The sequence below is a fragment of the Polaromonas sp. genome (assembly GCF_039932935.1).
Classification (GTDB): domain Bacteria; phylum Pseudomonadota; class Gammaproteobacteria; order Burkholderiales; family Burkholderiaceae_C; genus Polaromonas.
Genome location: NZ_JBDTPB010000086.1, coordinates 47,757 through 71,757, shown reverse-complemented (window position 1 = coordinate 71,757; position 24,001 = coordinate 47,757). Strand labels below are relative to the sequence as shown.

General features: G+C 64.3%; 23 protein-coding genes. 16 read left to right on the top strand and 7 right to left on the bottom strand.

Annotated features, from left to right (window positions below):
* The first annotated feature begins 1 nt into the window (after window position 1).
* From ABI546_RS15450 to ABI546_RS15420, 7 genes are all read left to right on the top strand, one after another.
* On the top strand, window positions 2–1,387 hold the full coding sequence (locus ABI546_RS15450; RefSeq protein WP_348047814.1) for a glutamine synthetase family protein: 1,386 nt from the start codon (window positions 2–4) through the stop codon (window positions 1,385–1,387).
* Between the two features lie 27 nt (window positions 1,388–1,414).
* Window positions 1,415–1,924 carry a GNAT family N-acetyltransferase gene (locus ABI546_RS15445; RefSeq protein WP_348047812.1) on the top strand — a complete coding sequence of 170 codons (510 nt, stop codon included), beginning with the start codon at window positions 1,415–1,417 and terminating at the stop codon, window positions 1,922–1,924.
* Window positions 1,925–1,948: 24 nt separating this feature from the next.
* Entirely contained in the window at window positions 1,949–3,082 is a 1,134-nt protein-coding gene (locus ABI546_RS15440) for an iron-containing alcohol dehydrogenase (RefSeq protein WP_348047810.1), read from the top strand.
* Between the two features lie 157 nt (window positions 3,083–3,239).
* Complete coding sequence (locus ABI546_RS15435; protein ID WP_348047808.1) at window positions 3,240–4,034, top strand: type 1 glutamine amidotransferase; 795 nt, start codon at window positions 3,240–3,242, stop codon at window positions 4,032–4,034.
* A gap of 2 nt (window positions 4,035–4,036) precedes the next feature.
* Window positions 4,037–5,407: an aldehyde dehydrogenase family protein gene (locus ABI546_RS15430; protein WP_348047806.1), complete on the top strand. Its 1,371-nt coding sequence runs from the start codon at window positions 4,037–4,039 to the stop codon at window positions 5,405–5,407.
* Between the two features lie 97 nt (window positions 5,408–5,504).
* A complete protein-coding gene (locus ABI546_RS15425) occupies window positions 5,505–6,164 on the top strand; it encodes an HAD family hydrolase (protein ID WP_348047804.1) in 660 nt (219 codons plus the stop codon).
* 84 nt (window positions 6,165–6,248) lie between these two features.
* Entirely contained in the window at window positions 6,249–7,469 is a 1,221-nt protein-coding gene (locus ABI546_RS15420) for an MFS transporter (protein WP_348047830.1), read from the top strand.
* A gap of 112 nt (window positions 7,470–7,581) precedes the next feature.
* On the opposite strand, the gene ABI546_RS15415 is transcribed toward ABI546_RS15420, so the two are convergent.
* Together ABI546_RS15415 and ABI546_RS15410 are read right to left on the bottom strand one after the other, a co-directional pair.
* On the bottom strand, window positions 7,582–10,545 hold the full coding sequence (locus ABI546_RS15415; RefSeq protein WP_348047802.1) for a DNA topoisomerase III: 2,964 nt from the start codon (window positions 10,543–10,545) through the stop codon (window positions 7,582–7,584).
* Window positions 10,542–11,075: a TlpA disulfide reductase family protein gene (locus tag ABI546_RS15410; RefSeq protein ID WP_348047800.1), complete on the bottom strand. Its 534-nt coding sequence runs from the start codon at window positions 11,073–11,075 to the stop codon at window positions 10,542–10,544. The genes ABI546_RS15415 and ABI546_RS15410 overlap by 4 nt, the downstream gene beginning before the upstream one ends.
* An 85-nt stretch (window positions 11,076–11,160) precedes the next feature.
* On the opposite strand from ABI546_RS15410, the gene ABI546_RS15405 reads away from it, so the two are divergent.
* The 3 genes from ABI546_RS15405 (at window position 11,161) to ABI546_RS15395 (ending at window position 13,531) form a co-directional block, all read left to right on the top strand.
* Entirely contained in the window at window positions 11,161–11,889 is a 729-nt protein-coding gene (locus tag ABI546_RS15405) for an SET domain-containing protein-lysine N-methyltransferase (protein WP_348047798.1), read from the top strand.
* Window positions 11,890–11,969: 80 nt separating this feature from the next.
* Window positions 11,970–12,857 carry a biotin--[acetyl-CoA-carboxylase] ligase gene (locus ABI546_RS15400; protein WP_348047796.1) on the top strand — a complete coding sequence of 296 codons (888 nt, stop codon included), beginning with the start codon at window positions 11,970–11,972 and terminating at the stop codon, window positions 12,855–12,857.
* Complete coding sequence (locus tag ABI546_RS15395; RefSeq protein ID WP_348047794.1) at window positions 12,851–13,531, top strand: SPOR domain-containing protein; 681 nt, start codon at window positions 12,851–12,853, stop codon at window positions 13,529–13,531. The genes ABI546_RS15400 and ABI546_RS15395 overlap by 7 nt, the downstream gene beginning before the upstream one ends.
* A 335-nt stretch (window positions 13,532–13,866) precedes the next feature.
* Here ABI546_RS15395 and ypfH read toward each other — a convergent pair whose 3' ends face one another.
* The 3 genes from ypfH to ABI546_RS15380 form a co-directional block, all read right to left on the bottom strand.
* Window positions 13,867–14,514: an esterase gene (ypfH, locus tag ABI546_RS15390; RefSeq protein ID WP_348047828.1), complete on the bottom strand. Its 648-nt coding sequence runs from the start codon at window positions 14,512–14,514 to the stop codon at window positions 13,867–13,869.
* A gap of 94 nt (window positions 14,515–14,608) precedes the next feature.
* A complete protein-coding gene (locus ABI546_RS15385) occupies window positions 14,609–15,538 on the bottom strand; it encodes an NAD(P)/FAD-dependent oxidoreductase (RefSeq protein WP_348047792.1) in 930 nt (309 codons plus the stop codon).
* Window positions 15,528–16,013 carry an Rrf2 family transcriptional regulator gene (locus tag ABI546_RS15380; RefSeq protein ID WP_348047791.1) on the bottom strand — a complete coding sequence of 162 codons (486 nt, stop codon included), beginning with the start codon at window positions 16,011–16,013 and terminating at the stop codon, window positions 15,528–15,530. Before ABI546_RS15380 ends, ABI546_RS15385 begins: the two co-directional genes overlap by 11 nt.
* 174 nt (window positions 16,014–16,187) lie before the next feature.
* Here ABI546_RS15380 and ABI546_RS15375 point away from each other — a divergent pair, with 174 nt between their 5' ends.
* The 3 genes from ABI546_RS15375 to ABI546_RS15365 all read left to right on the top strand — a co-directional run bounded on the left by ABI546_RS15375 (window position 16,188) and on the right by ABI546_RS15365 (window position 18,641).
* Window positions 16,188–16,664 carry a peptidylprolyl isomerase gene (locus ABI546_RS15375; RefSeq protein ID WP_348047790.1) on the top strand — a complete coding sequence of 159 codons (477 nt, stop codon included), beginning with the start codon at window positions 16,188–16,190 and terminating at the stop codon, window positions 16,662–16,664.
* Between the two features lie 171 nt (window positions 16,665–16,835).
* Window positions 16,836–17,237 carry a response regulator gene (locus ABI546_RS15370; RefSeq protein ID WP_348047788.1) on the top strand — a complete coding sequence of 134 codons (402 nt, stop codon included), beginning with the start codon at window positions 16,836–16,838 and terminating at the stop codon, window positions 17,235–17,237.
* A 138-nt stretch (window positions 17,238–17,375) separates the two neighbouring features.
* Complete coding sequence (locus ABI546_RS15365; protein ID WP_348047786.1) at window positions 17,376–18,641, top strand: MFS transporter; 1,266 nt, start codon at window positions 17,376–17,378, stop codon at window positions 18,639–18,641.
* A 70-nt stretch (window positions 18,642–18,711) separates the two neighbouring features.
* Here ABI546_RS15365 and ABI546_RS15360 read toward each other — a convergent pair whose 3' ends face one another.
* Together ABI546_RS15360 and ABI546_RS15355 are read right to left on the bottom strand one after the other, a co-directional pair.
* The gene (locus ABI546_RS15360; RefSeq protein WP_348047784.1) at window positions 18,712–18,906 is read right to left on the bottom strand and encodes a CsbD family protein; all 195 of its coding nucleotides are present in this window, start codon (window positions 18,904–18,906) and stop codon (window positions 18,712–18,714) included.
* A gap of 204 nt (window positions 18,907–19,110) precedes the next feature.
* Window positions 19,111–21,222, bottom strand: a complete 2,112-nt coding sequence (locus tag ABI546_RS15355) for a D-(-)-3-hydroxybutyrate oligomer hydrolase (protein WP_348047782.1) — start codon at window positions 21,220–21,222, stop codon at window positions 19,111–19,113.
* A gap of 244 nt (window positions 21,223–21,466) precedes the next feature.
* Between ABI546_RS15355 and ABI546_RS15350 the strand changes: the two genes are divergently transcribed.
* From ABI546_RS15350 to ABI546_RS15340, 3 genes are all read left to right on the top strand, one after another.
* Window positions 21,467–21,745 (top strand): transcriptional regulator, encoded by a 279-nt coding sequence (locus ABI546_RS15350; RefSeq protein WP_348047780.1) that lies wholly within the window; start codon window positions 21,467–21,469, stop codon window positions 21,743–21,745.
* A complete protein-coding gene (locus tag ABI546_RS15345) occupies window positions 21,742–23,034 on the top strand; it encodes a type II toxin-antitoxin system HipA family toxin (protein WP_348047778.1) in 1,293 nt (430 codons plus the stop codon). Before ABI546_RS15350 ends, ABI546_RS15345 begins: the two co-directional genes overlap by 4 nt.
* 341 nt (window positions 23,035–23,375) lie before the next feature.
* Complete coding sequence (locus tag ABI546_RS15340; protein ID WP_348047776.1) at window positions 23,376–23,954, top strand: DUF4142 domain-containing protein; 579 nt, start codon at window positions 23,376–23,378, stop codon at window positions 23,952–23,954.
* The last annotated feature ends 47 nt before the right edge of the window (window positions 23,955–24,001 follow it).

Here is a 24,001-nt window from a genome sequence, read left to right as displayed (position 1 = left end):
CATGCCCAAAAAAACCACCAAATCCTCCGCACCCCATCCAGCCCTGGAGATGCTGCGCAAGTCGGGCGCCAACAAGATGAAGGTTGCCGTCAGCGACATCGACGGCGTGCTGCGCGGCAAGTACCTGCACAAGGACAAGTTCTTTGGCGCGGCCGAACCCTACCCTGCGGGCGGTTTTGGCTTTTGCGACGTGGTGCTGGGCTGGGACATGATGGACACCTGCTACGACAACACGTCGGTCACGGGTTGGCAGCACGGTTTTCCCGACGCGTTGGCGCGGCTGGACCTGGCCACCACGCGGCATGTGCCCTGGGACAACAACGTGCCCTTTGTGCTGGGGGAGTTCGTGAACGCCGACGGCACACCGCACGCCGTTTGCCCGCGCCAGACGCTCAAACGCGTGCTCAAACGCGCTGAAAAAATGGGCGTCATGCCCATGACGGGCATGGAGTTCGAGTGGTTCAACTTCCTGGAAACCCCGCACAGCTGGGCCGCCAAGAACGGCGTGGGGGCCGAAAAACTCACGCCCGGGATGTTCGGCTATTCACTGCTGCGCATGAACCAGAACCAGGATTTCTTCAATGCCATCATGGACGAAATGCTGGCCTTCGGCATACCGATTGAGGGGCTGCACACCGAGACCGGGCCCGGCGTGTACGAAGTCGCCATCGGCTTCAGCGAAGCACTCGAGCAGGCCGACCGCGCCATTCTCTTCAAGACCGGCGCCAAGGAAATCGGTGCGCGCTTCGGCATCATGCCCAGTTTCATGGCCAAGCCGCACCAGCAGCTGCCCGGCTGCAGCGGCCACATTCACCAGAGCCTTTCCGACGGCAAAAACAACCTCTTCTACGACGCAAAAAACCCGCGGAAGATGAGCAAGCTCTTTGAAAGCTACGTGGCCGGCCAGGTGGCTTGCATGATGGAGTTCGGCCCCATGATCTGGCCCACCATCAACAGCTACAAGCGCCTGGTCGATGGCTTCTGGGCGCCTGTGAAACCCACCTGGGGCATGGACAACCGCACCGCAAGCTTCCGCGTGATCGCCGGCAGCCCCAAGGCCACCCGGCTTGAAACCCGCTGCCCCGGCGCCGACGTCAACCCTTACCTGGCGATGGCCGCTGTCATCGCCGCCGGTCTGCATGGTGTCGAAAAAGGCCTGAAGCTGGGCGCGCCCATCACCGGCACCAACAGCGGCGCCGAACACATCCCGCGGGCGCCCCGCACCTTGATCGAAACCACTCGCATTTTCCAGAAATCAGCCATCGCACGTGACTGGCTCGGCGATACTTTCGTGGATCACTTCGCGGCCACGCGCGAGTGGGAGTGGCGGCAATGGCTGGACGCCGTGACCGACTGGGAAATGAAACGCTATTTTGAAATTATTTAAACCTTGAATCCTCACTCCAACCCCTTGATGCAAATTCGGCGACTTGAAATTTCTGATGCGCCCGTTTACCGGGAACTGCGCCTTCGCGGCCTGCGCGAACACCCCGACGCTTTCACCTCCAGTTTTGAAGAAGAAAGCCTGCGCTCGCCAGCTGACACCGAAAAGCGTTTGTCCCCCAATTCGGACACTCTCATGTGGGGCGCGTTTGTTGAGGGCACACTGGCCGGCGTCGTCGGCATGACACGGGAGACCCGCCTGAAGAACCGTCACAAGGCCACGCTGGTCGCCATGTATGTCGCCCCAGAGCACGGCGGCCAGGGCCTGGGCCTGGCCTTGGTCAACACTGTGGTGCAGGCAGCCAAGGCCGCCAAAGTGGAGCTGCTGATCCTGACCGTGACGGATACCAACCGGCAGGCCGCCGCCCTCTATGCCCGCGCCGGCTTTGCGTCCTTCGGCGTCGAACCCGACGCCATCCGCGTGAACGGCGTACCGTTCGGCAAGCAGCACATGTATTTGCAACTCACCTCCGCTACCTGAAACGCCTTCACAAGAAAACACCCCATGAGCACCACCAACTTCTCCTTCCCCACCGCCATCCGCTTCGGCGCTGGCGCCCGCAAGCAGGTCGCGCAGGCGCTGCTTGACGCCGGCTGCAAACGCCCGCTGATCGTGACCGACAAGGCGCTGGGCGCGCTGCCGGTGCTCGCTGAATTCAAAACCCACCTGGCAGGGCTGGACGTAGCGGTGTTCTCTGGCGTCTTCGGCAACCCGACCTGCAGCCAGGTCATGGATGGCGCCGCAGCTTACAAGGCCCACAAGGCGGACTGCGTGATCGGCTTTGGCGGCGGCGCGGCGCTGGACGTCGCCAAGGTGGTGGGCATTGCCGCCACGCACGAAGGCGACATCCTCGAATACGTCTGGGACCATCCCAAAGTACGCCCCATCGTGAACGAGTTGCCTTACTTCGTGGCCTTGCCCACGACGTCGGGCACCGGCTCCGAGGTGGGCCGCTCTTCGGTCGTCAGCGAAAACGACACGCACATCAAGCGCGTGGTGTTCAGTCCCAAGATTCTGGCCAAGGTGGTGTTCGCCGACCCGGAGCTCACACTGGCCCTGCCGCCGCATGTGACGGCCGCCACCGGCATGGACGCCCTCACACACAACATCGAAAGCTACCTCTCGCCGGCCTACCACCCGCTGTGCGACGGCATCGCGCTCGAAGGCACACGCATCGCGGCCCGCGCGCTGCTCAAGGCCGTGAAGGAGCCGTCCAATCTGGACGCACGCAGCGACATGATGATGGCGTCGATGATGGGCGCCATCGCCTTCCAGAAAGACCTGGGCGCCGTGCACTCGTGCGCGCATGCGCTGGGCACCGTGTGCGACCTGCACCATGGGCTGGCCAACGCGCTGATGATCGACACCGTGCTGGCCTGGAACTACGAATCGGCACCCGCCAAGTTTGACGAGCTGGCCCATGTGTGCGGCGTCGCTGGGGGCGGCAAGGCTTTTGTGCCCTGGCTCAAGCAGCTGAAAGAAAGCGTCGGCATCACCGGCTCACTGTCGGCTCATGGCGTCAAGCGTGAGCACCTGCCGCGCCTGGTGGAAATCGCCACGGCTGACATCTGCCACCAGACGAATCCGCGCCCCTGCAAATCAGAAGACTTCCAAAAATTGTTCGAAGCCGCTTTATGAGTACCGACATAACGACCTTTCTGAGAGTTCTGCTTCCAGCCGGGGCCGCGGAACCGACCTTGGCCGGTCCTGAGCCTGTCGAAGGGCCGGGCCGCAGGCGCAGCGCCCCCTCGGGGGGAAGCGCATTACACGAAGTGAAAAGCGTGGGGGCTTCACTATGACCGCCGCCTCTCGCCTCAAGATCGGCCTCTCAGCCTGCTTCTCGCATGCCGACCCAACACGCTCCTTCTTCACCGGCAAGACGCTGCAGTACGTCGAACAATCGATTGCGCACTGGTTGATGTCTTCCGGCGCCATGGTCGTGATGGTGCCGTGCCCCACGGGCAGCACGCAGCGTGGCGACGTGACCTATGAACATTATGCGCAGTGGCTGGATGGCCTGGTTTTGCATGGCGGCGCCGATGTCTGGCCCGGCAGCTACGGCGAGGAGCCGCTGGAGGAGAAATGGTCAGGCGACCGTGTGCGCGACGAGTACGACAAAGCCCTGGTGGCCGCTTTTGAAAGAGCCGGCAAACCCGTCTTCGGTGTGTGCCGCGGCCTGCAGCTGCTGAACGTGGCCTTTGGCGGCACGCTGTACCAGGACATCAACACACAGGTGCCCGAGTCCTTCGTGCACCGCGACGCCGTGACCTACGACCAGAATTTTCACAGTGTGAACATCGTGCAGGGCTCCAGACTGTCGGCCATGTACCCCGGTGTGGAGCGCGTACGCGTCAACAGCATCCACCACCAGGGCATCAAGGATTTGTCACCCGAGTTTGAGGCTGAAGCCTTCAGCGTGGACGACGGCATTGTGGAAGCGATACGCCGCAAGGACAAAACCAAGAGCTACATCGCCGCCACCCAGTGGCATCCTGAATTCCACAAACCCGGTTCCGACACGATTGACGACGCTGCCGTTCTGAATGATTTCCTCGCGGCCGTGGCCGCCGCCAAACACAAGGCAAAGTAAACATGAACACTCTCGCCATCCACAATCCTGCCACGGGCGCGCTGATCACCGATCTGCCCGCCGATGACGCAGCTTCGGTAGCCACAAAGGCACAGCGGGCGCGCATCGCGCAGGCCGCCTGGGCGACGGTGCCCATGGACGAGCGCAAGGCTTGCATCACGCGCTTTCGCGCGGGCATCGTGGCCGAACTGGACGGGCTCGCCGCCATCATGACGCGCGAAACTGGCAAGCCCATCAAGATGTCGCGCAACGAACTCAACGGGCTGCTGGGGCGCATCGACTTTTTCCTGGCCGAGGTGGGTGGCGCCACGGGCACGCAAACCGTGTTCAACGAGGGCGGCATGACCGAGCAGATCGAGCACACGCCGCTGGGCGTGGTGGCGAACATCTCGGCGTGGAACTACCCCTGGTTTGTCGGCGGCAATGTGTTCATTCCGGCATTGCTCACGGGCAATGCGGTGCTGTACAAGCCTTCGGAATACGCCGCGATGTCGGGCCTGGCCATGGCCCGCCTGCTGCATGCGGCCGGCATTCCGCAAGACGTGTTTGTGCCGCTGATAGGCGGCGGCGCTGTGGGTGCTGCGCTGATGGAACAAAAAATCGACGGCCTCTTTTTCACCGGTTCACACGCGACCGGCGCCAAGATCGCACAGGCCCTGGGCCCGCGCCTGGTCAAGCTGCAGCTTGAACTGGGCGGCAAAGACCCGACTTATGTCTGCGAAGACGCCGACCCGAAGAACGCGGCCGAGTCGCTGGCCGACGGCGCGATGTACAACACCGGCCAGAGCTGCTGCTCCGTCGAGCGCATTTACGTGCACGAGAAAATTTACGACGCCTTCGTCACCGCCTTCCTGGAAACGGTCAAGACCTTCAAGACGGGCGACCCGATGGGCGACGACACCTACATAGGCGCAATCACGCGCGCGCCGCAGCTCGACGTGCTGGATGCCCAGGTCGCCGACGCGAAAGTCAAGGGTGCGACGCTGCTGGCCGGCGGTAAACGCGGTGCAGGCCTGGGCAACTGGTACGAGCCGACCGTCTTCAGCAATGTGAACCACAGCATGGAACTGATGCGCGAGGAAAGCTTCGGTCCCATCATCGGCATCCAGAAAGTCTCTGGGGACGCGGAAGCCGTCAAGCTCATGAACGACACACGCTACGGCCTGACAGCCGGCGTTTTTACCCCCGACGAAGCGCGTGCGAAGACCTTGCTGAGCCAGGTCAATGCCGGCAGTGTCTACTGGAACTGCTGCGACCGCGTGAGCCCGCGTTTGCCGTGGAGCGGTTATGGCGATTCGGGTGTGGGCTTGACGCTCTCGACCTATGGCATCCAGACTTTCACACGCCCCAAAGCCTGGCATCTGCGGACGTGACCCCCACGCTTTTCGCTTCGCGTAGTACGCTGCCCCCCGAGTGGGCTAATTTTCCTTGGGGCGGCCCTGCGGAAAATTGCATTCCCGGCAAACAAATATGAAGCTCACGCTCTTCGACCTCGACCACACCATCCTCAACGGTGACAGCGATGTGCTGTGGTGCGACTTCCTGATCGAAAAAGGCATCCTCGGTAAAACCGAATTCACCGTACGCAATGCCGACATGGCGGCGCGCTACCGGGCCGGCACCGTGGGCCTCAAAGAGTTCGCCGACTTTTATGTGGGAACACTCGCCGGGCGAACGGCAGAGGAATGGGAGCCGCTGCGGCAGGAGTTCCTGGCCGACTGGATCGTGCCGCGCATCACGCCGGCGGCCCTGGCGCTGGTCGACAAACACCTGGAGGCCGGCGACCTCGTGGTGATGACCACCGCCACCAACCGCTTCATCACCGAGCTGACGGCGATCTACTTCGACATCGAACACCTGATCGCGACAGAGCCTGAGATGCAAGGCAGCCGCTTTACCGGCAGCACCACGGGCGTGCTCAACATGCGGGAAGGCAAGGTCGAGCGCCTGCATGCGTGGCTTACGGCGCGCGGCCTGCATTTCAAGGATTGCAAAACAACGGCCTACAGCGACTCGATCAACGACCTGCCGCTGCTGGAGGCCGTCAAGCACCCGGTGACGGTGAACGCCGACGCCACGCTGGCTGCCATCGGCGGCAAGCGCGGCTGGCCCGCGATGCAGCTGCGCTGAGCGCGCTCAGGCCATCGCAGGTCCGGTAATGGCCAGCGCGGCAATGCCCCCGTGGGCACAATGGCACTCTCATTCATCGTGCCCATGCAAGCCCCACTTCCCCCTCCCTTCAAACGTCTGGCGTGGTCCAACCTCGCCGCCCAGTCCGCCGAACAGTTGAGCCTGGCAGCAGTGCCACTGGTCGCGGTGCTGATGCTGGGCGCCGGGCCGGGCGAGATCGGCTTGCTGGCGGCGCTGCAAACCCTGCCCTTCCTGCTGCTGTCGATTCCGCTGGGTTTGCTGGCCGACCGCTTCTCGCGCTGCCGCCTGATGGTGGCCGCCGAAACCCTGCGCGCGCTGTCTTTGCTGGCGCTGCTGGCCATGGTGCTGTCGGGCCAGCTGTCGATTGCGGGGCTGGCGCTGCTGGGTTTTATCGGCGCCGTGGGCACGGTCTGTTTCAGCGTGGCGGCTCCCGCGCTGGTGCCCGCTATCGTGCCGCGCGAAGCACTGGTGTGCGCCAACGGTCGGCTGGAGCTGGCACGCAGCATGGCGTATGCGGCCGGGCCGGCGCTGGCCGGGGCGCTGGTGGCCTGGGCCGGCGCCCCGGCTGCCTTTGTGCTGGCCGCGCTGATGTCGGCCTCGGCCGTGGCCTTGCTGCTGCGCCTGTCCGAACCGGCGCGCACGCCAGCTGCAGGGCGCCACGCGTTGCTGGAGATTCGCGACGGTGCGCAGTTTGTCTGGCAACAACCCTATTTGCGGCCCATGGTGCTCACGGGAATTGTCTGGAACATCGCCTGGTTTGTGCTGCAGGCGGCGTATGTGCCTTACGCAGTGCGCGTGCTGGGCCTGACAGCGCAGGGCGTGGGCATCACGCTTGGCGCCTACGGCGCCGGCATGGTGGTGGGGGCGCTGCTGTCGCCGCGTGTGGTGGCGGCCATGCCCTTTGGCCGCGCCATCCAGCTCGGCCCGGCCGTATCGGTGTTGGCTGCCGCGACCATGGTGGCCACGCTTTTTGTGCCCAGCGGCATGCTGGCGGGCACGGCATTTTTCCTGTTCGGCGTCGAGCCCATCGTCTGGACCATCACTTCCACAACCTTGCGCCAGAGCGTGACGCCTCACGCCATGCTGGGGCGCGTCTCGGCAGTGTTTCTGGCCGTCAACGCCGGGTCGCGCCCTATCGGTGCGGCGCTGGGCGGTGTGGTGGGTGCGTCTATGGGCGAAGCGGCCTGCCTGTGGCTGGCACTGGCGGGCTTTGCGCTGCAGGCGGGGGTGATTTTTGCCTCGCAGCTGCATGCGCTGCGGCAGCTGCCCGATCCAGTGACCTGAGCGCGGTCCGTACAAGTCAATTCGGCGCAGATTTTTTATATCAGATCAGGCTGTAGCCCAATGAAGACGCGCGCAAGCAGCTATCAAAATAGTAGCGAACCCTGCCCGCCCTTTACTCTGCGGTCAGGTGCTTGCCCACAATCCCGGCCAACTCAAACATCGTGACCTGCGGCTTGCCGAACACCGGCAGCAGCTTGGCGTCGGCATTGATGGCGCGCTTGTTGGCCGCGTCCTGCAGGCCTTCGGCCTTGATGTAGTCCCAGAGCTTTTTGATGACCTGGGTGCGGGCCACCGGCTCGGCACCAATCACCGCAGCCAACGCGTCGCTGGGCTTGAGGCCTGCGCCCGGCTTGGCGACACGGGGGGTCTTGGGCTTGGCGGTTTTGACAGCAGGCGTTTTCTTGGCGGCGACTTTTTTGGCCGCTACCTTTTTCGCTGCGGGTGCGCCCTTGGCCGCCACCGTCTTGCCGAAAGGTGTTTTCACCGTACCGGTCTTGGCCGCCGCCGGTTTGCGCGGCGGGAATTTGGACGGCGCGAATTCAAAATTCACCTTGTCGGCCTCTTTGTCCCAGGCCAGCATGGCCTTGAAGGGGCGGCGCGTGCGCATCGAAACGAACTTGTCAAGCAAATCGGTCTTGCCGGTTTCCAGCAGCTTGTGCATCTGCTCGCGTTCAATCGGCTGCTGCAATATCACCTGGCCGGTCTTGAAGGTGCAGCTGGGCGTGGGCTGCTCATTCGTCGGCACCGACTTTTCGCAGACGTAGTTTTTGCCGAGCTCAAGCACGCGTGAGGCACAGCGCGGGCAAGGGCCGAGCGACTGTTGTTCGCCGAAGTCGACGATCTCGCCGGTCTCACCGTTCTTGTCGTCGCCGAAGTCGAATTCAAGCTTGTAGTTCTTCGTCTCTTCGTCAAACTTGATCACCATCTCGGCGGTGAAAGGCCAGCCGGCCTTGGAGCGGAAACCGTCCAGCGGCCCGATCTTTTTGTCACGCAGGAACTGCTCGACCTCGGCCACTTCAAAGGTGCGGCCGGCCGGCGTCTTGCCAAAGGAGAAACCGCAACCGTCGTCGCCCTTCTTGCCGGTGCAGGTGTAGCGGCGGTAGTTTTCCTTGATCACGCCGCCGCAGTTGGGGCAGGGCGCCGTCAGCGTGGCGTAGTCGCCAGGAATGGTGTCCTTGTCATAGCCCTTGGCCTTGGCCACCATGCGCTCGGTCATGGTGGCGATCTCGGCCATGAAGGTCTCGCGGCTCAGCTGGCCGTGCTCCATTTGTGCCAGCTTGAACTCCCACTCACCGGTGAGCTCGGCCTTTGACAGCTCCTGCACGTCCAGCCCGCGCAGCAGCGTCATCAGCTGAAAAGCCTTGGCCGTGGGGATCAGCTCGCGGCCTTCGCGCAGCATGTATTTCTCGGCGATCAAGCCTTCAATCGTGGCGGCGCGGGTGGCCGGGGTGCCCAGGCCTTTTTCCTGCATGGCTTCGCGCAGCTCGTCGTCGTCAATCGTCTTGCCGGCGCCTTCCATCGCGCCCAGCAATGTCGCTTCCGAATAGCGGGCGGGCGGCCGGGTCTTCAGCCCCTTGGCCTCGACCACTTCGGCACGCACCATCTCGCCGGGCGTGACCGGCACCAGGCTCTGGCCCTTGTCGCCGTCCTTGGCGTCGGCCACTTCGTCGGCGGCTTCCTTGCCGTAAATGGCGAGCCAGCCCGGCTTGACCAGGACCTTGCCCTCGGTCTTGAAGCTGTGGCCGACGGACTGCGATATACGGGTGGTCACCAGGTATTCGGCACTCGGGAAAAACACCGCCATGAAACGGCGCACCACCAGGTCATACAGTTTTTGCTCGGCCTCGCTCAGGCCACTGGGCGCCTGCAGCGTTGGGATGATGGCGAAGTGGTCGCTCACCTTGGCGTTGTCGAAAATGCGCTTGCTGGGCTTGATGTAGTTGCCCTTGATGGCCGTGGCCGCATGCGGCGCCAGGTGCTTCATCGAGCTGGCGGCCAGCATTTCAAAGGTCTGCTTGACCACCGGCAGGTAGTCTTCCGGCAGCGCGCGCGAATCGGTACGCGGGTAGGTCAGTGCCTTGTGGCGCTCGTACAGGCTTTGCGCGATCGACAGCGTGGTCTTGGCCGAGAAGCCGAACTTGCCGTTGGCCTCGCGCTGCAAAGACGTCAAATCAAACAGCAGGCCGGCGGCCTGCGTGGTGGGCTTGCTTTCTTCCGTCACCGTGGCGGCCTTGCCGCGCACGGCTTCAGCAATGGCCATGGCTTCACGCTCAGACCACACACGGTCGGCCTTCAGCTCGGCATCGGGCTCTGTGTTGTCGGCATTGGCTGCAGCCTTCTTCCACTTCGGGTCAAACCACTTTGCAGGGTATTCGCCGGCTTCGGCAAGAAAGCTGGCGTGGATTTCCCAATAGTCCCGGCTCACGAACTTGCGGATTTTTTCTTCGCGTTCCACCACCACAGACAAGGTTGGCGTCTGCACGCGGCCCACGGTCGTCAAAAAGAAGCCGCCGTCACGCGAGTTGAAGGCCGTCATGGCGCGGGTGCCGTTGATGCCGACCATCCAGTCGGCTTCGGAGCGCGAACGCGCCGCGTCGGCCAGGCCCTGCATCTGCTTTTCGGTGCGCAGGCTTTCAAAGCCCTCGCGGATCGCCGCGGGCGTCATGGACTGCAGCCACAGGCGCTTGACCGGGTGTTTGCTGGCCGAGTACTGCTGGATCAGCCTGAAGATCAGCTCGCCCTCGCGGCCCGCGTCGCAGGCGTTGACGAGGGCGCTCACGTCCTTGCGTTTGGTCAGCTTGACGATCGCGTTCAGCCGCGTCTTCGTCTTGTCCATGGGCTTCAAGTCAAAGTAGGGCGGGATGACGGGCAGGTTGGCAAAGCTCCATTTGCCGCGCTTGACGTCGAACTCTTCGGGCGCCTGGATCTCGACCAGGTGGCCGACAGCCGAGGTGACCAGCCATTCGTCGCTCTCAAAGTACTCGTCGTGCTTTTCAAACTTGCCCGCCGTGGGCGTGATCGCCCGCACAATGTCTTGTGCGACCGAGGGTTTTTCTGCAATCACCAGAGTTTTCATAAGTACTTCTTCAAACCTTCTACATCTTCGGGGAACATTTCCCCGCCTTCGGCAAATACGACTTTGCCTTCACGTCCGTTCGCCGCCACCTTGAGCACCACCACCACGGGCAGGCCCACCGGCTTGGGCAAAAATTTCGCGACTTCGGGGGTCAGCATCCCGGCGGGGAAGCTGTAGCCCTTGGTCTTCATATAAGTAGCAGCGGCGGCCGGCTGCTTGTCGATGGACAGCGCCAACACCTCCAGCCCGCTGGCCTTCTGAGCCCGCCACAAGGCTTCTATATGGGGCGACTGCACCGCACAAAAAGGGCACCAGCTGGCCCACCAGTACACCACAAGCGTCTTTTCGGCCACGGCTGCGGGCGTCCAGGTGCTTCCATCCAGCAGGGTGAGGGCCGGCAAAGGCAGGGTGCTGCCGGCCTTGGGCAGGGGGCTTTCACCGCCCTTGGCCCACGCAGGCAGGCTCAGCCCAGCCACGGCGGGCAAGGCCAGGGCGGCAGTGGTCTGCATCAGGTTTCGGCGGTTCAACACAGGGGGCTCCTTGGGCGCATCACTACAATAGCGGCTCTCGCGCATGTACGCGCGCGGGTGCGCGCACATGCGCACGCACGCGCACATGCATGAATTAACCATACCAAAAAAATCCGTCGTGTCAAAAACCCAGGCCTCCGCAGCTCCCGCATCCCCCCTCAAACCCGCGGCTCCCGCTGCCGACGGACGCCGCATTCAGACCCGCCGCTCCGGCGTGCACGGCAAGGGTGTTTTCGCCGTACAAGACCTCGCTGAAGGCGAGACGCTGATCGAATACATCGGCGAAATCATCAACTGGAAAGAGGCGCTGCGCCGCCATCCGCACGACCCCAAAGACCCCAACCACACGTTTTACTTCCACATTGACGAAGAGCACGTGATTGACGCCAAGCACGGCGGCAATTCTTCGCGCTGGATCAACCACAGCTGCAAGCCCAACTGCGAGGCCGATGAAAACGAGGGCCGCGTCTTCATCAAGGCGTTGCGCAACATCAAGGCCGGCGAAGAGCTGTTTTATGACTACGGCCTGATCATCGACGCGCCCTACACCAAGAAGCTGCTGGCCGAATACCCCTGCTGGTGCGGCGCCAAGAACTGCCGCGGCACGCTGCTGGCGCCCAAGGACGACGACAAGAAGGGCAAGGGCAAGAAGAAGTCGGCCAAGAAGTCCGTGAAGAAATCGGAGAAGAAGACGGAGAAGAAGACCGAGAAGAAGGCAGAGGCCAAGGCTGACAAGAAAAAAGCGGAAAAGAAGGCTGACAAAAAAGCCGATAAGAAATCCGACAAGAAGCCCAAGAACAAGAAGAAAGACTGACCGGTCTTTCACCTGCCAGCGCTCTTTCGCCACCACGCGCATCAGCCAGGCCCCGCGCCCAGAGCTTTCATGACCCTTTCATGACCACGCCCCTCGCAACCCCCATCCGATGGCCTGCCGAGGCCCTCTGGGAGGCCGTGGCACCCATCTTGCCGGGCTTTACGGTCGAGGTATTGCCCGAGATCGACTCCAGCAACACCGAGCTCATGCGCCGCTTCCGCGGAAGCCCCGGAGTGGAGCCCCGCCCCGAGCCGCTGCTGCTGGTGGCCGAGCAGCAAACCGCCGGCCGCGGCCGCCTGGGTCGCCAATGGCAAAGCCGGCGCGGCGACAGCCTCACTTTTTCGCTGGGCCTTCCGCTGGCGCCCGCCGACTGGTCGGGCCTTTCGCTGGTGGCGGGCATCAGCGTGGCCGAAAGCCTGGAGCCGCTGGTGCCTGGGCAGGCCGGCAAACCCCGCATCGGCCTGAAATGGCCCAATGACCTCTGGCTGTCCACCCCCGAAGGCGAGCGCAAACTGGCCGGCATTCTTGTTGAAACCGCCAGCTGGGAAGGCGTCCGCTATGTGGTGATCGGCATCGGCATCAACATCTGCGCGCAAGACATCCCCGCTGCGCCGCACGTCACGCCCTTGCCCGGCATACCGCCGGGTGGCCTGCAGACGCTGCTGCCGGCACTGGATGCGCCCGCCACCTTGCTGCGCATCGTGCCGCCGTTGGTGCAGGCCGTGCAAGCCTTTGAACGCTTCGGCTTTGCGCCTTTTCAGGCACGTTTTGCCGCGCGCGACGTGCTGGCCGGGCAAGCCGTGCAGTTGTCAGACGGCCAAAATGGCATCGAAGGCACCGCCCACGGCGTGGGTGAAAACGGCGCACTGCTGGTGCATACTCCGGCTGGCATGAAAGAAATCACCAGCTCCGAAGTCAGCGTGCGGCCCGTTGCAGCCCAACCCCCTGAAGGCGCCCGCCCATGCTGAGGCTGCTGGTGCTGGCGCTGCTGCTGGCCAACGCCGGCTACTTCGCCTGGACGCAGGGCCTGCTGGCCGACTACGGCTTTGCCCCCGTCGCTCAGGCCGAACCCCAGCGCCTGGCACAGCAAATCCGGCCTGAGGCGATGCTCCTGCTCACCATGACCGAGGCCCGCCAACTCGAAGGCCTCGGCACCACCGCCGCAGCTGCCGCAGCCGCGCCCCCGGCGCCTCCCGAATGCCTGCAGGCCGGCCTTTTTACGCCCGAACAAACCACCGCCCTGCGCGCAGGACTCGAAAGCAGCCTGCCCATCGGCAGCTGGTCGCTTGAAAGCAGCGTCGAGCCGGGCCGCTGGATCGTCTACATGGGCAAATACGCCAATGAAGAAGCGCTGGTCAAAAAGCGCGGCGAACTGCGCGGTCTCGGCGTGTCGTTCGAGCCGCTGATCAACCCGGCACTGGGACCGGGCCTTTCGCTCGGCCATTTCGACGCCCAGGCCGACGCCGAACGCGAGCTGGCCAAAGTTGCCACACGCGGCGTGCGCACCGCCAAGGTGGTGCTGGAACGCCCCGAGGCACGCGGCCAGTTGCTCAAGCTGCCCGCCGTCGATGCGCCGCTGATGACCAAGCTTGACGCCCTCAAGCCGCAGCTGGCGGGCAAGGCGCTTCAATCCTGTAGGTAGTGGCCCCCACGGTCGCTCACTGCGTGTAGCTCCCTGCCCCCCGAGGGGGCCGCTGCGCCTGTGGCCCGGCAAAGCCGGTTCCACGGCCCCTGCTGGTGGGGAAATGGCCCACACGTTCGCTCACTTCGTGTGGCTCTCTGCCCTCCGAGGGGCCGTTGCGCCTGCGGTCTGGCAAAGCCAGTCCCGCGGCCCCTGCTTGGTTAAGAGGGAGACAGGGAGACTCCACGTTTGCGCATTGTGTCGCTCCTGTGGACTGCTATCTATTTAGGAGCTGCTTGCGTACGCTTTGTGCTGGCTGCGGGCACTATTTGCTTAAAGAGTGACGCTGAAACCTGCTACACGGATTTCCAGTGCCGCAGTGGCACGCAGGTCTGCAGCCGGGTGACGGCCTGGTCCATCAGGGCGGGGTGCAGCTCATGGCCGAGCTTGGCGGCTACGTCCAGGGTGGCGTCGGCGCCCAGCTCCATCAGGTGTTCAAAGTCGCTGCGCGTGCGCGCCAGCGGTACCACGGGGTCGTTTTGACCGTGCAGGAGGTGCAAGGTGGTCAGCGCGGGCGCCCGGGCGGGCCAGATCTGGTAGCCGCCGCCAAAGGCCAGCAGCCGGCCGGCCAGGCCGTCGTGCGCGTCGCTCAGTGCCAGGGCCAGGCTGGCGCCGGCCCCAAAGCCGGCCAGTGCGGTGTCGGACTGCAGGATGTCAAAGCGCTGCTGCTGCGCGCGGACAAACGCAGCCAGGGCTTCCACGCGCGCGGCCAGCGCCTCGGCATCGTCCAGCCCTGCGGCCGTGGCGCCTGCCGCATCGGCGTGCGGGCCGGTCAGCCCCTGCGGCATCAGCACGGCGGCTTCGGCAAACGCGCCGCCCAGCAGGTTGCCCAGCTCCAGCATGTCGGTGGCCGCGCCGCCCGCGTCATGCAGCAGCACAAACAGCTGGCGGGGCGTGCCGCTTACAGGCAGCAGTTCAATGGTTTCGGTCTCTGGCGGGTTCATGGCGTGGCAAAGAATGGCAAGGGTGGAAAGAAGCACTTGGGGTCTCACCAGCCTCTTTCAACAACTTTATACCCGGCCCGTTTTGCCTGCCTGCTCAGGCTGCGGCGGTTTCCCCGCGGCGGGCGTCTTCCGTGATCAGCGAAGTATGCAGCCCGATGCCGGCCGCCACGCCGCTGGCCGTGGCGTAGGTGATGCTGTGTGGCACGCGCGCCATGTCGCCGGCGGCATGCACGCCGGCCACGCTGGTCATGCCCCAGGCGTCGATGCGCACGATGGGGCCAAAGGGCGAATCGTCAAACGCACAACCCAGTGCCTCAGCCAGCGGGCTGCCCATGCGCACCTGCGTGCCCACCAGCAAGGCCTTGATCGCCACGCGCCGGCCGTCCTGCAGCAACGCGCCCTCCAGCGCGGGCGCCACCCCCTGCAGCTCGGCAATCGGGCTGGACTCGACTTTGACCTTTCGCGCGGCCAGCAGCGCGTGCTCTTCGGCCGACACCTCGACCACACCCTGCGCGAACAGCGTCACGTCGCCCCAGTCGGCAAACATCACGGCCTGGTGCACCGACATCGGGCCCGTGCCGAGCACACCGATGGCGCCGCCGCCGATTTCATAGCCGTGGCAATAAGGGCAGTGCACCACCGTCTTGCCCCAGCGCGCTTCCAGCCCCGGTATGCCGGGCAGCACGTCAGAAACACCGGTGGCCAACAGCAGGCGGCGGCCGGTAAACCAGCGCAGGCCGTCCTCGGCCTCGACAACAAAACCCGCCTCGCCAGCATCAACACGACTGACGCGGCCGCTGAAGATCTGGGCCGTGGGGTAGGCCAGCAATTGCTGCCGCGCCTCAGCCAAAAGTTGCGGGCCCGGTTTGCCGTCATGCCCCAGCACGCCGTGCGACTCGGACGCAAAGCGGTTGCGCGGCAGGCCCGCGTCGATGACCAGCACGTTTCTTCGGGCGCGCGCCAGTTGCAGCGCGGCCGACAAGCCGGCAAAGCTGCCGCCCACAATGATGGCGTCATGCAGCATGGTGAGCCTCCGGCGACAGGACATGACCCACAGGGCCAGCGTGGCCTGCGTGCGCGGCCATGGCGCGGTTGAAGTCGGCCGACAGGTCGGCCAGCGTGACCTCGCCCAGGCGCTTCATCAGCAGCGCCTCGGCCTCCTGCAGGCTGCCCGACAGGGCGCGTTGCACCGATTGCTCGATGACGCAGCCGCCGGAATGCGCACCCTCGTCGCCCTCACGGGTTTCTTCGGCGCCCACAGCCATTTGCACGTCTAGCAGCGTGACGGAAGCCAGGTCCCGCGCCAGCACCCAGCCGCCGCCGTGGCCGCGCTCCGACACCACAAAACCCGCCTCGCGCAAACCGGCCATGGTGCGCCGCACCACGACCGGATGGGTGCGCAGGCAAGCCGCCAGTTCGTCGGAGGTCATCGGCCCCTGGCGGTGCGCCATGTGCAACAGGGCATGCAAAACGGCTGAAAGCCGGCCTTTTGATTTCATGTAACTTATCATGTTGCATGATTCTACGCAGCCCGCCCAATCGCATGCCGGAGTGCGGCCAAAACCCCCGCGCTGAAATGGCTACTGCCGCGCCGCCACGTCCAGTCCGGGCAGCTTCTGCCGGCGTCGGCGAGAATCAGCGTTTTTCACGCACCAGAGATCTGGAAGAACACCATGAAAATCGGAAAAGACACCGCCGTTACCCTTAGCTACAAGGTGGCGGACGCCCAGGGCAAGCTGGTCGAACAAAGCAACGCGCCCATGGTTTACCTGCACGGCGGCTACGGCAACACCCTGCCCAAAATCGAGGAAGCACTGGACGGCCAGGAAAAAGGCTTCCAGACAGTGCTGGCGCTGGAGGCGCAGGATGCCTTCGGCCTGCGCGACGAAGACCTGGTCCGCACCATTCCCCGCACCCAGTTTCCAGCCGGGGTGAAGGTGGGTGGCCAACTCGAAGGCAGAGGCGAAGACGGCCGCCAGCACGTCTTCAACGTGATGAAGATCAAGGGCGACACCGTGCTGCTCGACGGCAACCACCCGCTGGCCGGCAAGGCCCTGCGATTTACCCTGAAGGTCACCGACGTGCGCCCCGCGTCAGAGGAAGAAATCGCCCACCGCCACGTGCACGGCGAGCACGGCCACCACCATTAATCCGCGCGGCGCCACCGTTCGGCGCCCCGGCCCCAGGGCGTTACGCACCGTTACCGTGGCGTAGCGCCCGCTGCACTACAGTGGGACTCAGCCTACATCTCCACAGGACGCCCAACGACAGGGCCGGTGTGAGATGGCGGCTAACTTCATGAATTAACTTCAGAGGTCCCCATGGTCATCAACGCGTTTCTTGTCGAAGACAAGCCCGATATACGCAAAACCCTGGTCGAAGCCATGGAAGAAATCGCGCCGCTGCGTTTTGTCGGGCACGCCGATTCCGAATCCAGCGCTCGCCAATGGCTAGGCGCCCACCATACCGACTGGGACCTTGCCATCGTCGACCTGTTTCTCACCGAAGGCTCGGGCTTTGGCGTACTGAAAGACTGCCAGCACCGCCGGCCCGACCAAAAGGTCGTGGTGCTGACCAGCCACAACCAGGAAAACATCCTGCATCACTGCCGCGAGCTCGGCGCCGACGAGGTGTTCGACAAGTCGCAAGATGTCGAAAAGCTTGTGCGGTTTTGCCAGGAACACGCGGCCAGCCTGGGCGGCGCGGTTTCGTTGCAGCATTAGGCACTCACCAGGCCCTTTCTTCCAGAGGCGTCAGCCTCCGCGGCACACGGCAGGTCCCCATCGCTGGAATCTGCACAAGCTGCACAAATTTCATCGCCCCCGTCAATCGCGCTACCCGGTGTACGCTTGGCAGCAGCCATGAACACCGCCTCACCGCCAACCACGCCCCCCGCACCCGCCAACGCACCTCCCGCAGCTTCGCTCCGCGCCGCCTGGGTCATGCTGTTCGCGCTGACCACCGCGGTCGCACTCAGCCAGTCTTTTCGCACCGTGGCCGCCATCATGGCCGCGCCGCTGCAGGCTGACTTTCATCTGTCTGCGCAGGCGCTCGGGCTTTTTGCCGGCGCGTTTCATTTTCCTTTTGGCGCCATGCAGCTTTTCATGGGCATCGGCATCGACCTGCATGGCGTGCGGCGCACCGTGCTGACGGCTTTTCCTCTGGCCATCGCGGGCTCGGCCGTTTCGGCGCTGGCAGGCAGCTACGGCGTGCTGGTGGCGGGCCAGGTGCTGATCGGCATGGGCTGCGCCCCGGCCTTCCTGGTGTGCACCGTCTTCATCGCGCGGCACTTTCCCACGCAGCGCTTTGCCGCCGTGTCAGGCCTGACGCTGGGTCTGGGTGGCCTGGGCATGCTGCTGACCGGCACGCCGCTGGCCTGGTTGATCGAGGCGACCTCCTGGCGCATGGGCTTTTGGGTGCTGGCCGCGTTGGCGGCGCTCGCCTGGGGCTTGATTTATGCGCTGGTGCACGAGCCCGTGCAGCAGGCCACCACCGCAGTGCCGCGGGAGTCAGTGCGCGAAGCCTTCGCCAAGTTCGGCACGCTGCTGACCCTGCCCCATACCTGGGGCATTTTGGTGATCTCGTCCGTGGGTTATGCGTCCTTCATTTCGTTGCGCGGCCTGTGGCTGGGGCCGCTGCTGATGCAGCGCCACGACTTTTCGCTGGTGCAAAGCGGCAACGTCGCGCTGGTGATGTCCATCGTCTCGCTGTTCGGCCCGCCGCTGTTTGGCCGGCTTGACCCGGGCCCCCACCACCGGCGCCGCTGGATCACCGGCCTTACGGTGTTGCTCGCAGCGCTGTTCGCGGTGTTTGCTTTTACGCACAGCGCACTGGTCGATGTGGCCGGGCCGGTGGTGATCGGGTTGCTGTCGGGTTACCTGGTGCTGCAGTATGCCGACGTGCGCGCAGCCTACCCCGCAGCGCTCACGGGGCGCGCCATGGCGGTGTTCACGATGGCCATGTTTCTTGGCGTGGCCGGCATGCAGTGGCTGACCGGCCTGGTGGCCTCCGTAGCCGGCGCGCGCGGGTATGAACCCTTCACGGCGGTGCTGGCCAGCATTGCCGCACTGCTGGCGGCAGGCGCGCTGTTGTACAAGGTATTGCCGGCCCCGCCGCAGCCTAGCTGAAAACCGGCGCGCAAAAAAAGCGGCGCACTGCGCCGCCCTTCACACTGCCCGGCAAACCGGGCCCCGCTTTTTAGAAGCGCTTGTTGCCTTTGGCCACGTCTTTGACGGTTTCCTTGGCATCGCCGTAGCCCTTTTGCACCGAGCCTTCAGCCTGCTTGGCCAGGCCCTTGGCTTGTTGCTCCTTGCTGCCCACCAGCTTGCCTGCAGCTTCCTGCGCTTTGCCTGCGGTGTCTTTCGCTACGCCCTTGACTTGATCTTTGTTCATGATGACTCCTGATGAATTCGACGAGACACCAGAACAGCCTGTAAAGCATGCCCCGGGGCCAGCGTCCGTCGTTTCGCGCTGGCCAGTCACCAAGATAACGAACCGGCGCGGCCCCTGCGTAGGCCAGAGGCCCCAATGCGTGTCGGCCAGCGGTGGGGTAGGCCTGTTAACGCTATGCAGACGCGTCAATAGCGTTAACAGGCCCTAGTCGGCCACAGTCACCACATTGCCGGCAAAGGTAATGCGGTCGGGAGCGTCTGCCACCACCTTGATGGGAGGCACATTGGCGGGCGTGATCGGGTTGGGCGCCGTGCCGCTCAGGCCGCGCGGCACGGTGCGCACCACCTGGCTGCCGGGCAGCGGCGCGCCGGTTCTCAGGTGGGCGTACATCATGTCCATGGCCTGGATGAAGTAGCGGTGCAGCGGCACCAGCCGCTGGCCGTAACCCGGGAACCCCAGGAAGGCGTCAAAGTGCTGGGCGTTGGTTACTTCGATGTACGACAGCTTGCTGCGGCTGCCTTCCACCATCTTGTTCAGGCCAAAGTAGGGACGCGAGGTGAACGCCACCGGCACCAGCGTGTCAGAGCGGCCATGCACGATCAGCGCGGGCTTGCCCTGCAGGTTGGCGGTGCGCAGCACCTGCTGGATGCCCTCCCGCACGCGCAGGGCGTCCGGGGTGTTTCCGGTGGCCAGGGCGCGCAGGCACAGCGCGCCGGCGCTGTTGTAGTCCTGCACGTTGCCGGCAGAGATCGACGCCGCGTCCAGCATCGGTCCACCCAGGCTGGTGTTGTTGACGATGTTGACGCCCGCCGTGGGCGGCACGCCGTTGCCGGTGCCGAACGACGTGGCCAGCGGGCCAGCCGGCGCAGGCACCGGCAGATTGGGTGTAGGCGACGCGGCAGGCGCGGTGGCGGCAAAACTGTAGCCGCAGAGGTTGTCCCGCACGCTGGCGCGGCCATAGGCATTGGCATACGTCAGCGCCACCGGCAAGGTGGCAAACGAATAGTGCGACGCCTGCAGGTCGTTGCCTTCGGGCTGCCAGCCCACCTGCACCAGCGTGGCCATGGCGCTGCCCGCCTGCTCGGCCGTGGTGTTGCCATTGACCACACCAGCGGCCTTGAGCGCACTGCAGCGGCTGGCGGCGATGACCGGGTTGATGGTGTTGAAGACATTGGTGCCGGGCGACACCAGCGCAGCGCAGGGCTGCAGCAGGTTGGCCAGCGTGGTGTAGTCATACAGCGACTTGCCGGTGCCGGCCAGCGTGCTGCTGCCGCGCCGCACGCTCAGCCGCGCATCGGGCAACAGCTGCACCTGCGGCTCGCCCACGGCCACGCCGCTGATGAGACCCTGCGTGTCAAGCTCGGCCGCGGCCAGCGCAGCGCCTGCCCCGTTGGACACGCTGGACGCGATCACGATCGTGTTGGACGGGTTCAGCGTCTTCAGCCGCCCGCCGCCTTCGCGCGCAGGCGCGCCATAACGCTCGTTCAGGATGAAGTAGGCAAACTCCACCGACTGCAGCGTGAAGCGGCCCCAGTCTTTTTCGGAGTTTTGCTGCGAGTGCGCGTGCTTCACGGCAAAGCGGTTGGGCGTGGCGGCATTGAATGCGCTGCGCTCCGAAGGGCTCAGCGCCGCCGTGAAGTTGGACGCCGCACCCGCTGCCACTGCATCTGCGCGCAGACCATTTTGCAAATGCACCGTGTTGTTCTGCAGGTCATGCATGCCGCTGCCCGTGCCCTTGTCGGTATAGGCCACGGCGCAGCCGTTCTTCAGGCCCCATTCGCCCGACGACCCAATGGCGCCGAAAATGCCGCGCGAGCCGCTCGAGGTTCCGGTCACGATGCACGGGCTCGCCGGGTTGAAACTGGACGGCACCTGCACCATCATCGTCACGTTCTGCCGGCCGCTGCCGTCGTCTGCGTAGGCAATGTATTCGGTGCCGGCGATCTTGCCTTCGCCGGTGGTGATGTTGCCTTTGGCATCCACGTTGGGGCCGTACAGCGTGCCGTAGCCGCCCCCGGGGGAAATATCAAGGATGGCGCGGTAGTTGTTGTAAATCGCAATGCGGCGCAGCTCGGCCGCGCTCGGGTTCAGAGGGTCGACGGGCAGCGGCGCCGGCGCGGCCAGGCCGGTCTTGCCCAGGCCGGCGGTGAGCAAATCGTCATTGCCGCCGTCGTACACGCCCGTGGTGATCACCCCCAGATACGCGGGTTTGATATTTGGCTGCCCGCCCACTCCGCTGGCGCAACCCCCCAGCCCCGCTGCCAGCGCCGCCGTTGCGGCCAGGGCAATGCCTGTTTTGACCATGGTGAATTTCATGCCGTCCTCCTGAGGTTATTCGTACGACATCATCAGCGCAACGGAGCCTGCGTGGGCGTTTTGGGTTGTGGGATTTGTAAGGGGGTTTTTGTAAGGGTTTTGCCTCAACCATCTGCAACCCATCCGCAAACCTTCCGCAGACATTCCCGAGCCTCCTGTTCATAAATTACCGATAGGTAACTTTATTTGACAGCAAGCGCCTAATCTTCATAAAATTACCGAACGGTAACTATGAAGGTCTTCCGTGAGCACCACCGCCAAGAACATCCCGCTCGGTAATTCATTGCCTCCCCAAGACAGCGTCGTCCATTCAGCCGCCGAACTCGGCGAGCTGGTGCGCGAGCGGCGGCGCGCGCTGGCGTTGCGGCAAACCGAAGTTGCCGGGCTCGGCAATACCGGCAACCGCTTCATTGTTGAGCTTGAACGCGGCAAGCCCACGGTGCAGCTGCAAAAGGCGCTGGACGTGCTGAGCCTGCTGGGCCTGGAAGTGGTCGTGCGCCCCAAAACCGGCAGCCAGCCATGACCCCCGCGGGCCTGCCATCTGCGCCGCAGGGCTCTGCCCAGGCGGGCCATCTGGACGTGTTCTTCAACGAAGAGCGCGTGGGTGCCGTGTATGACACCTCACCGCTGTCATTCGACTATTCCGCCGAATGGCTGGCCCGGCGCCCAGCGGCGCAGGTGGCGGCCATCACCCTGGCCGCCGGCCGCACCGACGCGCCTGCCGTGCAGGCATTTTTTGAGAACCTGCTGCCTGAAGGAGATCTGCGCCACTACCTGGCCATCAGCCGCAAAGCCTCAACCCTGTATGGCCTGCTGCTTGAAACCGCAGGTGACACAGCCGGCGGTTTTGTCATCATGCCGGCGGGCACCAAGCCCCCGCCGCCGCAGTACACGCCCACCAGCTGGGAGGCCTTGGCCCAGCGCCTGAGCGGCAAGTCGGCAACGGCCATCGACATCCGCAGCCGCGGCACCCGCATTTCACTGGCTGGTGCGCAAGACAAAAGCTCCATTGCCATTTTTTCCGACGGCGTGCCGCAGCTGGCGCACGGCGCTTCGCCTTCCAGCCACATCCTCAAACCCGACATCCGCCGCCTGCCCGATGTCTGGCATTCCGCCGCGAATGAGAGCCTCATCATGCTGACAGCAGCCGGCTGCGGCCTGCCCACGGCCGAGGTGTTCTATGAGCCGCACACGCACGCCTGCGTGGTCCGGCGTTTTGACAGGGTGGCTCAGGCCGACGGCCGGCTGGGCCGGTTGATCCAGTACGACCTGTGCCAGCTCAGCGGCGTGGTGTCCGAGAAAAAATATGAAAAAGAGGGCGGCCCCGGACTTGTGCAGTGCGCACAGCTGGTACGGCAATACAGCGCCGTTCCGGCCATCGACCTCAAAAACCTGCTGGCCTGGGTCTTCTTTAACCTTTACACCTGCAACAACGACAGCCACGCCAAAAACCTGTCGGTGTACCAGCCGCTCGGCCAGGGAGTGCGCCTGACACCCTTTTACGACCTCATGTGCACACGCGTGTACCCGGGTTTGTCGGGTGACTTCGCCTTTGCCATTGGCGGTGAAACCGTGCCCGGCGCCCTCACGCAGGCGCACGTACGGCAAATGGCCAAAGACCTGGGGGTAGGGCCAGCCTTTGCGCTGCAAGTCGCCAGCGACATGGCCCAACGGCTTCCCGCAGCGCTGGATGCCGCTGCACAGTCTCTGCTACCCACACTGTCTCCTGGCGCTGCGTCTCTGGTTGAACGTGTGCAGAAGCTGGTGCTCAGAACCACACGCCAGATGGTCAAGCGCCTGACGGCGAGTTAGCACCGCTGCCCACCTTGGGCCTGCCAAGTTGCTGACGCTATTGTTTTGATAGCTGCTTGCGCACGTTCCGAAAGGGCTGACGGCCTATTTGACTTAAATTTTCTGCCGGACATCTGCGCGACCGGCACGCCCGGCCTTTTCGCCCCTGGCACTTTGGTTGACCCGCACAGCTCTCGCCGCACAAAAGCCGCAAGCGATTTCCTACACAGGACCTGCCCGCCCTCCTGCACGTTAGGGCGCTGGTGGCATGGACAGTACGCAACTACCTGCCGCGTTTTTGCGCGCTCGCTTCATCACGCTTTCTCAACCACTCAACAACTCACCCTTTCAAGGAGGTCACCATGTTGAAACCCTCTACACACACATTCGGTGCGGCGCTGGCCGGCCTGGCTATTTCGGCCCTGGCGTTCACGGCTGTGCCTGCTGCGGCGCAAACCAGCACCACCGCCACACCGGGCACGTCAACAGCCGCAGACGCCGGCAAGCTGGCCCGCGCCGACAAGGGCATGCTCGACGACCTGGCCCAAGCCAACATCGCTGAAATTGAGGCCGGCAAGATGGCACTGGAAAAATCGCAAAGCGCCGAAGTCAAGAAGTTTGCGCAGCAAATGGTTGACGACCACGGCAGCGCGCTGGCCGAAGTGCAGGCACTGGCCCGTGCCAAGGGCGCAACCCTGCCCGACGGCCCCGGCATGATGGCCAAGACCAAAGCCACCGCGCTGAAAGCCCTGTCGGGAACCCTGTTTGACAAGGAATACGCCAAACACGCGGGCGTGGGCGACCATGAATCCACCATCAAACTGTTGAACAAGATCCAGAAGGACGCCAAGGACGCCGACCTGAAGGCCCTGGCCGGCAAGATGCTGCCCAAGGTGGAAGCCCACCTGCAGATGGCCAAGGCCATCGCGCCCACCAAATAAGGCTGGCGCCTTAGACTGAAGGCTGGCGTTGCGCGGGCAACCCGGCC

Coding starts and splice junctions, on each gene's coding strand:
- ABI546_RS15450 (WP_348047814.1), top strand. CDS start 2: ATGCCCAAAAAAACCACCAAATCCTCCGCACCCCATCCAGCCCTGGAG.
- ABI546_RS15445 (WP_348047812.1), top strand. CDS start 1,415: ATGCAAATTCGGCGACTTGAAATTTCTGATGCGCCCGTTTACCGGGAA.
- ABI546_RS15440 (WP_348047810.1), top strand. CDS start 1,949: ATGAGCACCACCAACTTCTCCTTCCCCACCGCCATCCGCTTCGGCGCT.
- ABI546_RS15435 (WP_348047808.1), top strand. CDS start 3,240: ATGACCGCCGCCTCTCGCCTCAAGATCGGCCTCTCAGCCTGCTTCTCG.
- ABI546_RS15430 (WP_348047806.1), top strand. CDS start 4,037: ATGAACACTCTCGCCATCCACAATCCTGCCACGGGCGCGCTGATCACC.
- ABI546_RS15425 (WP_348047804.1), top strand. CDS start 5,505: ATGAAGCTCACGCTCTTCGACCTCGACCACACCATCCTCAACGGTGAC.
- ABI546_RS15420 (WP_348047830.1), top strand. CDS start 6,249: ATGCAAGCCCCACTTCCCCCTCCCTTCAAACGTCTGGCGTGGTCCAAC.
- ABI546_RS15415 (WP_348047802.1), bottom strand. CDS start 10,545: ATGAAAACTCTGGTGATTGCAGAAAAACCCTCGGTCGCACAAGACATT.
- ABI546_RS15405 (WP_348047798.1), top strand. CDS start 11,161: ATGCATGAATTAACCATACCAAAAAAATCCGTCGTGTCAAAAACCCAG.
- ABI546_RS15400 (WP_348047796.1), top strand. CDS start 11,970: ATGACCACGCCCCTCGCAACCCCCATCCGATGGCCTGCCGAGGCCCTC.
- ABI546_RS15395 (WP_348047794.1), top strand. CDS start 12,851: ATGCTGAGGCTGCTGGTGCTGGCGCTGCTGCTGGCCAACGCCGGCTAC.
- ypfH (WP_348047828.1), bottom strand. CDS start 14,514: ATGAACCCGCCAGAGACCGAAACCATTGAACTGCTGCCTGTAAGCGGC.
- ABI546_RS15385 (WP_348047792.1), bottom strand. CDS start 15,538: ATGCTGCATGACGCCATCATTGTGGGCGGCAGCTTTGCCGGCTTGTCG.
- ABI546_RS15380 (WP_348047791.1), bottom strand. CDS start 16,013: ATGAAATCAAAAGGCCGGCTTTCAGCCGTTTTGCATGCCCTGTTGCAC.
- ABI546_RS15375 (WP_348047790.1), top strand. CDS start 16,188: ATGAAAATCGGAAAAGACACCGCCGTTACCCTTAGCTACAAGGTGGCG.
- ABI546_RS15370 (WP_348047788.1), top strand. CDS start 16,836: ATGGTCATCAACGCGTTTCTTGTCGAAGACAAGCCCGATATACGCAAA.
- ABI546_RS15365 (WP_348047786.1), top strand. CDS start 17,376: ATGAACACCGCCTCACCGCCAACCACGCCCCCCGCACCCGCCAACGCA.
- ABI546_RS15360 (WP_348047784.1), bottom strand. CDS start 18,906: ATGAACAAAGATCAAGTCAAGGGCGTAGCGAAAGACACCGCAGGCAAA.
- ABI546_RS15355 (WP_348047782.1), bottom strand. CDS start 21,222: ATGAAATTCACCATGGTCAAAACAGGCATTGCCCTGGCCGCAACGGCG.
- ABI546_RS15345 (WP_348047778.1), top strand. CDS start 21,742: ATGACCCCCGCGGGCCTGCCATCTGCGCCGCAGGGCTCTGCCCAGGCG.
- ABI546_RS15340 (WP_348047776.1), top strand. CDS start 23,376: ATGTTGAAACCCTCTACACACACATTCGGTGCGGCGCTGGCCGGCCTG.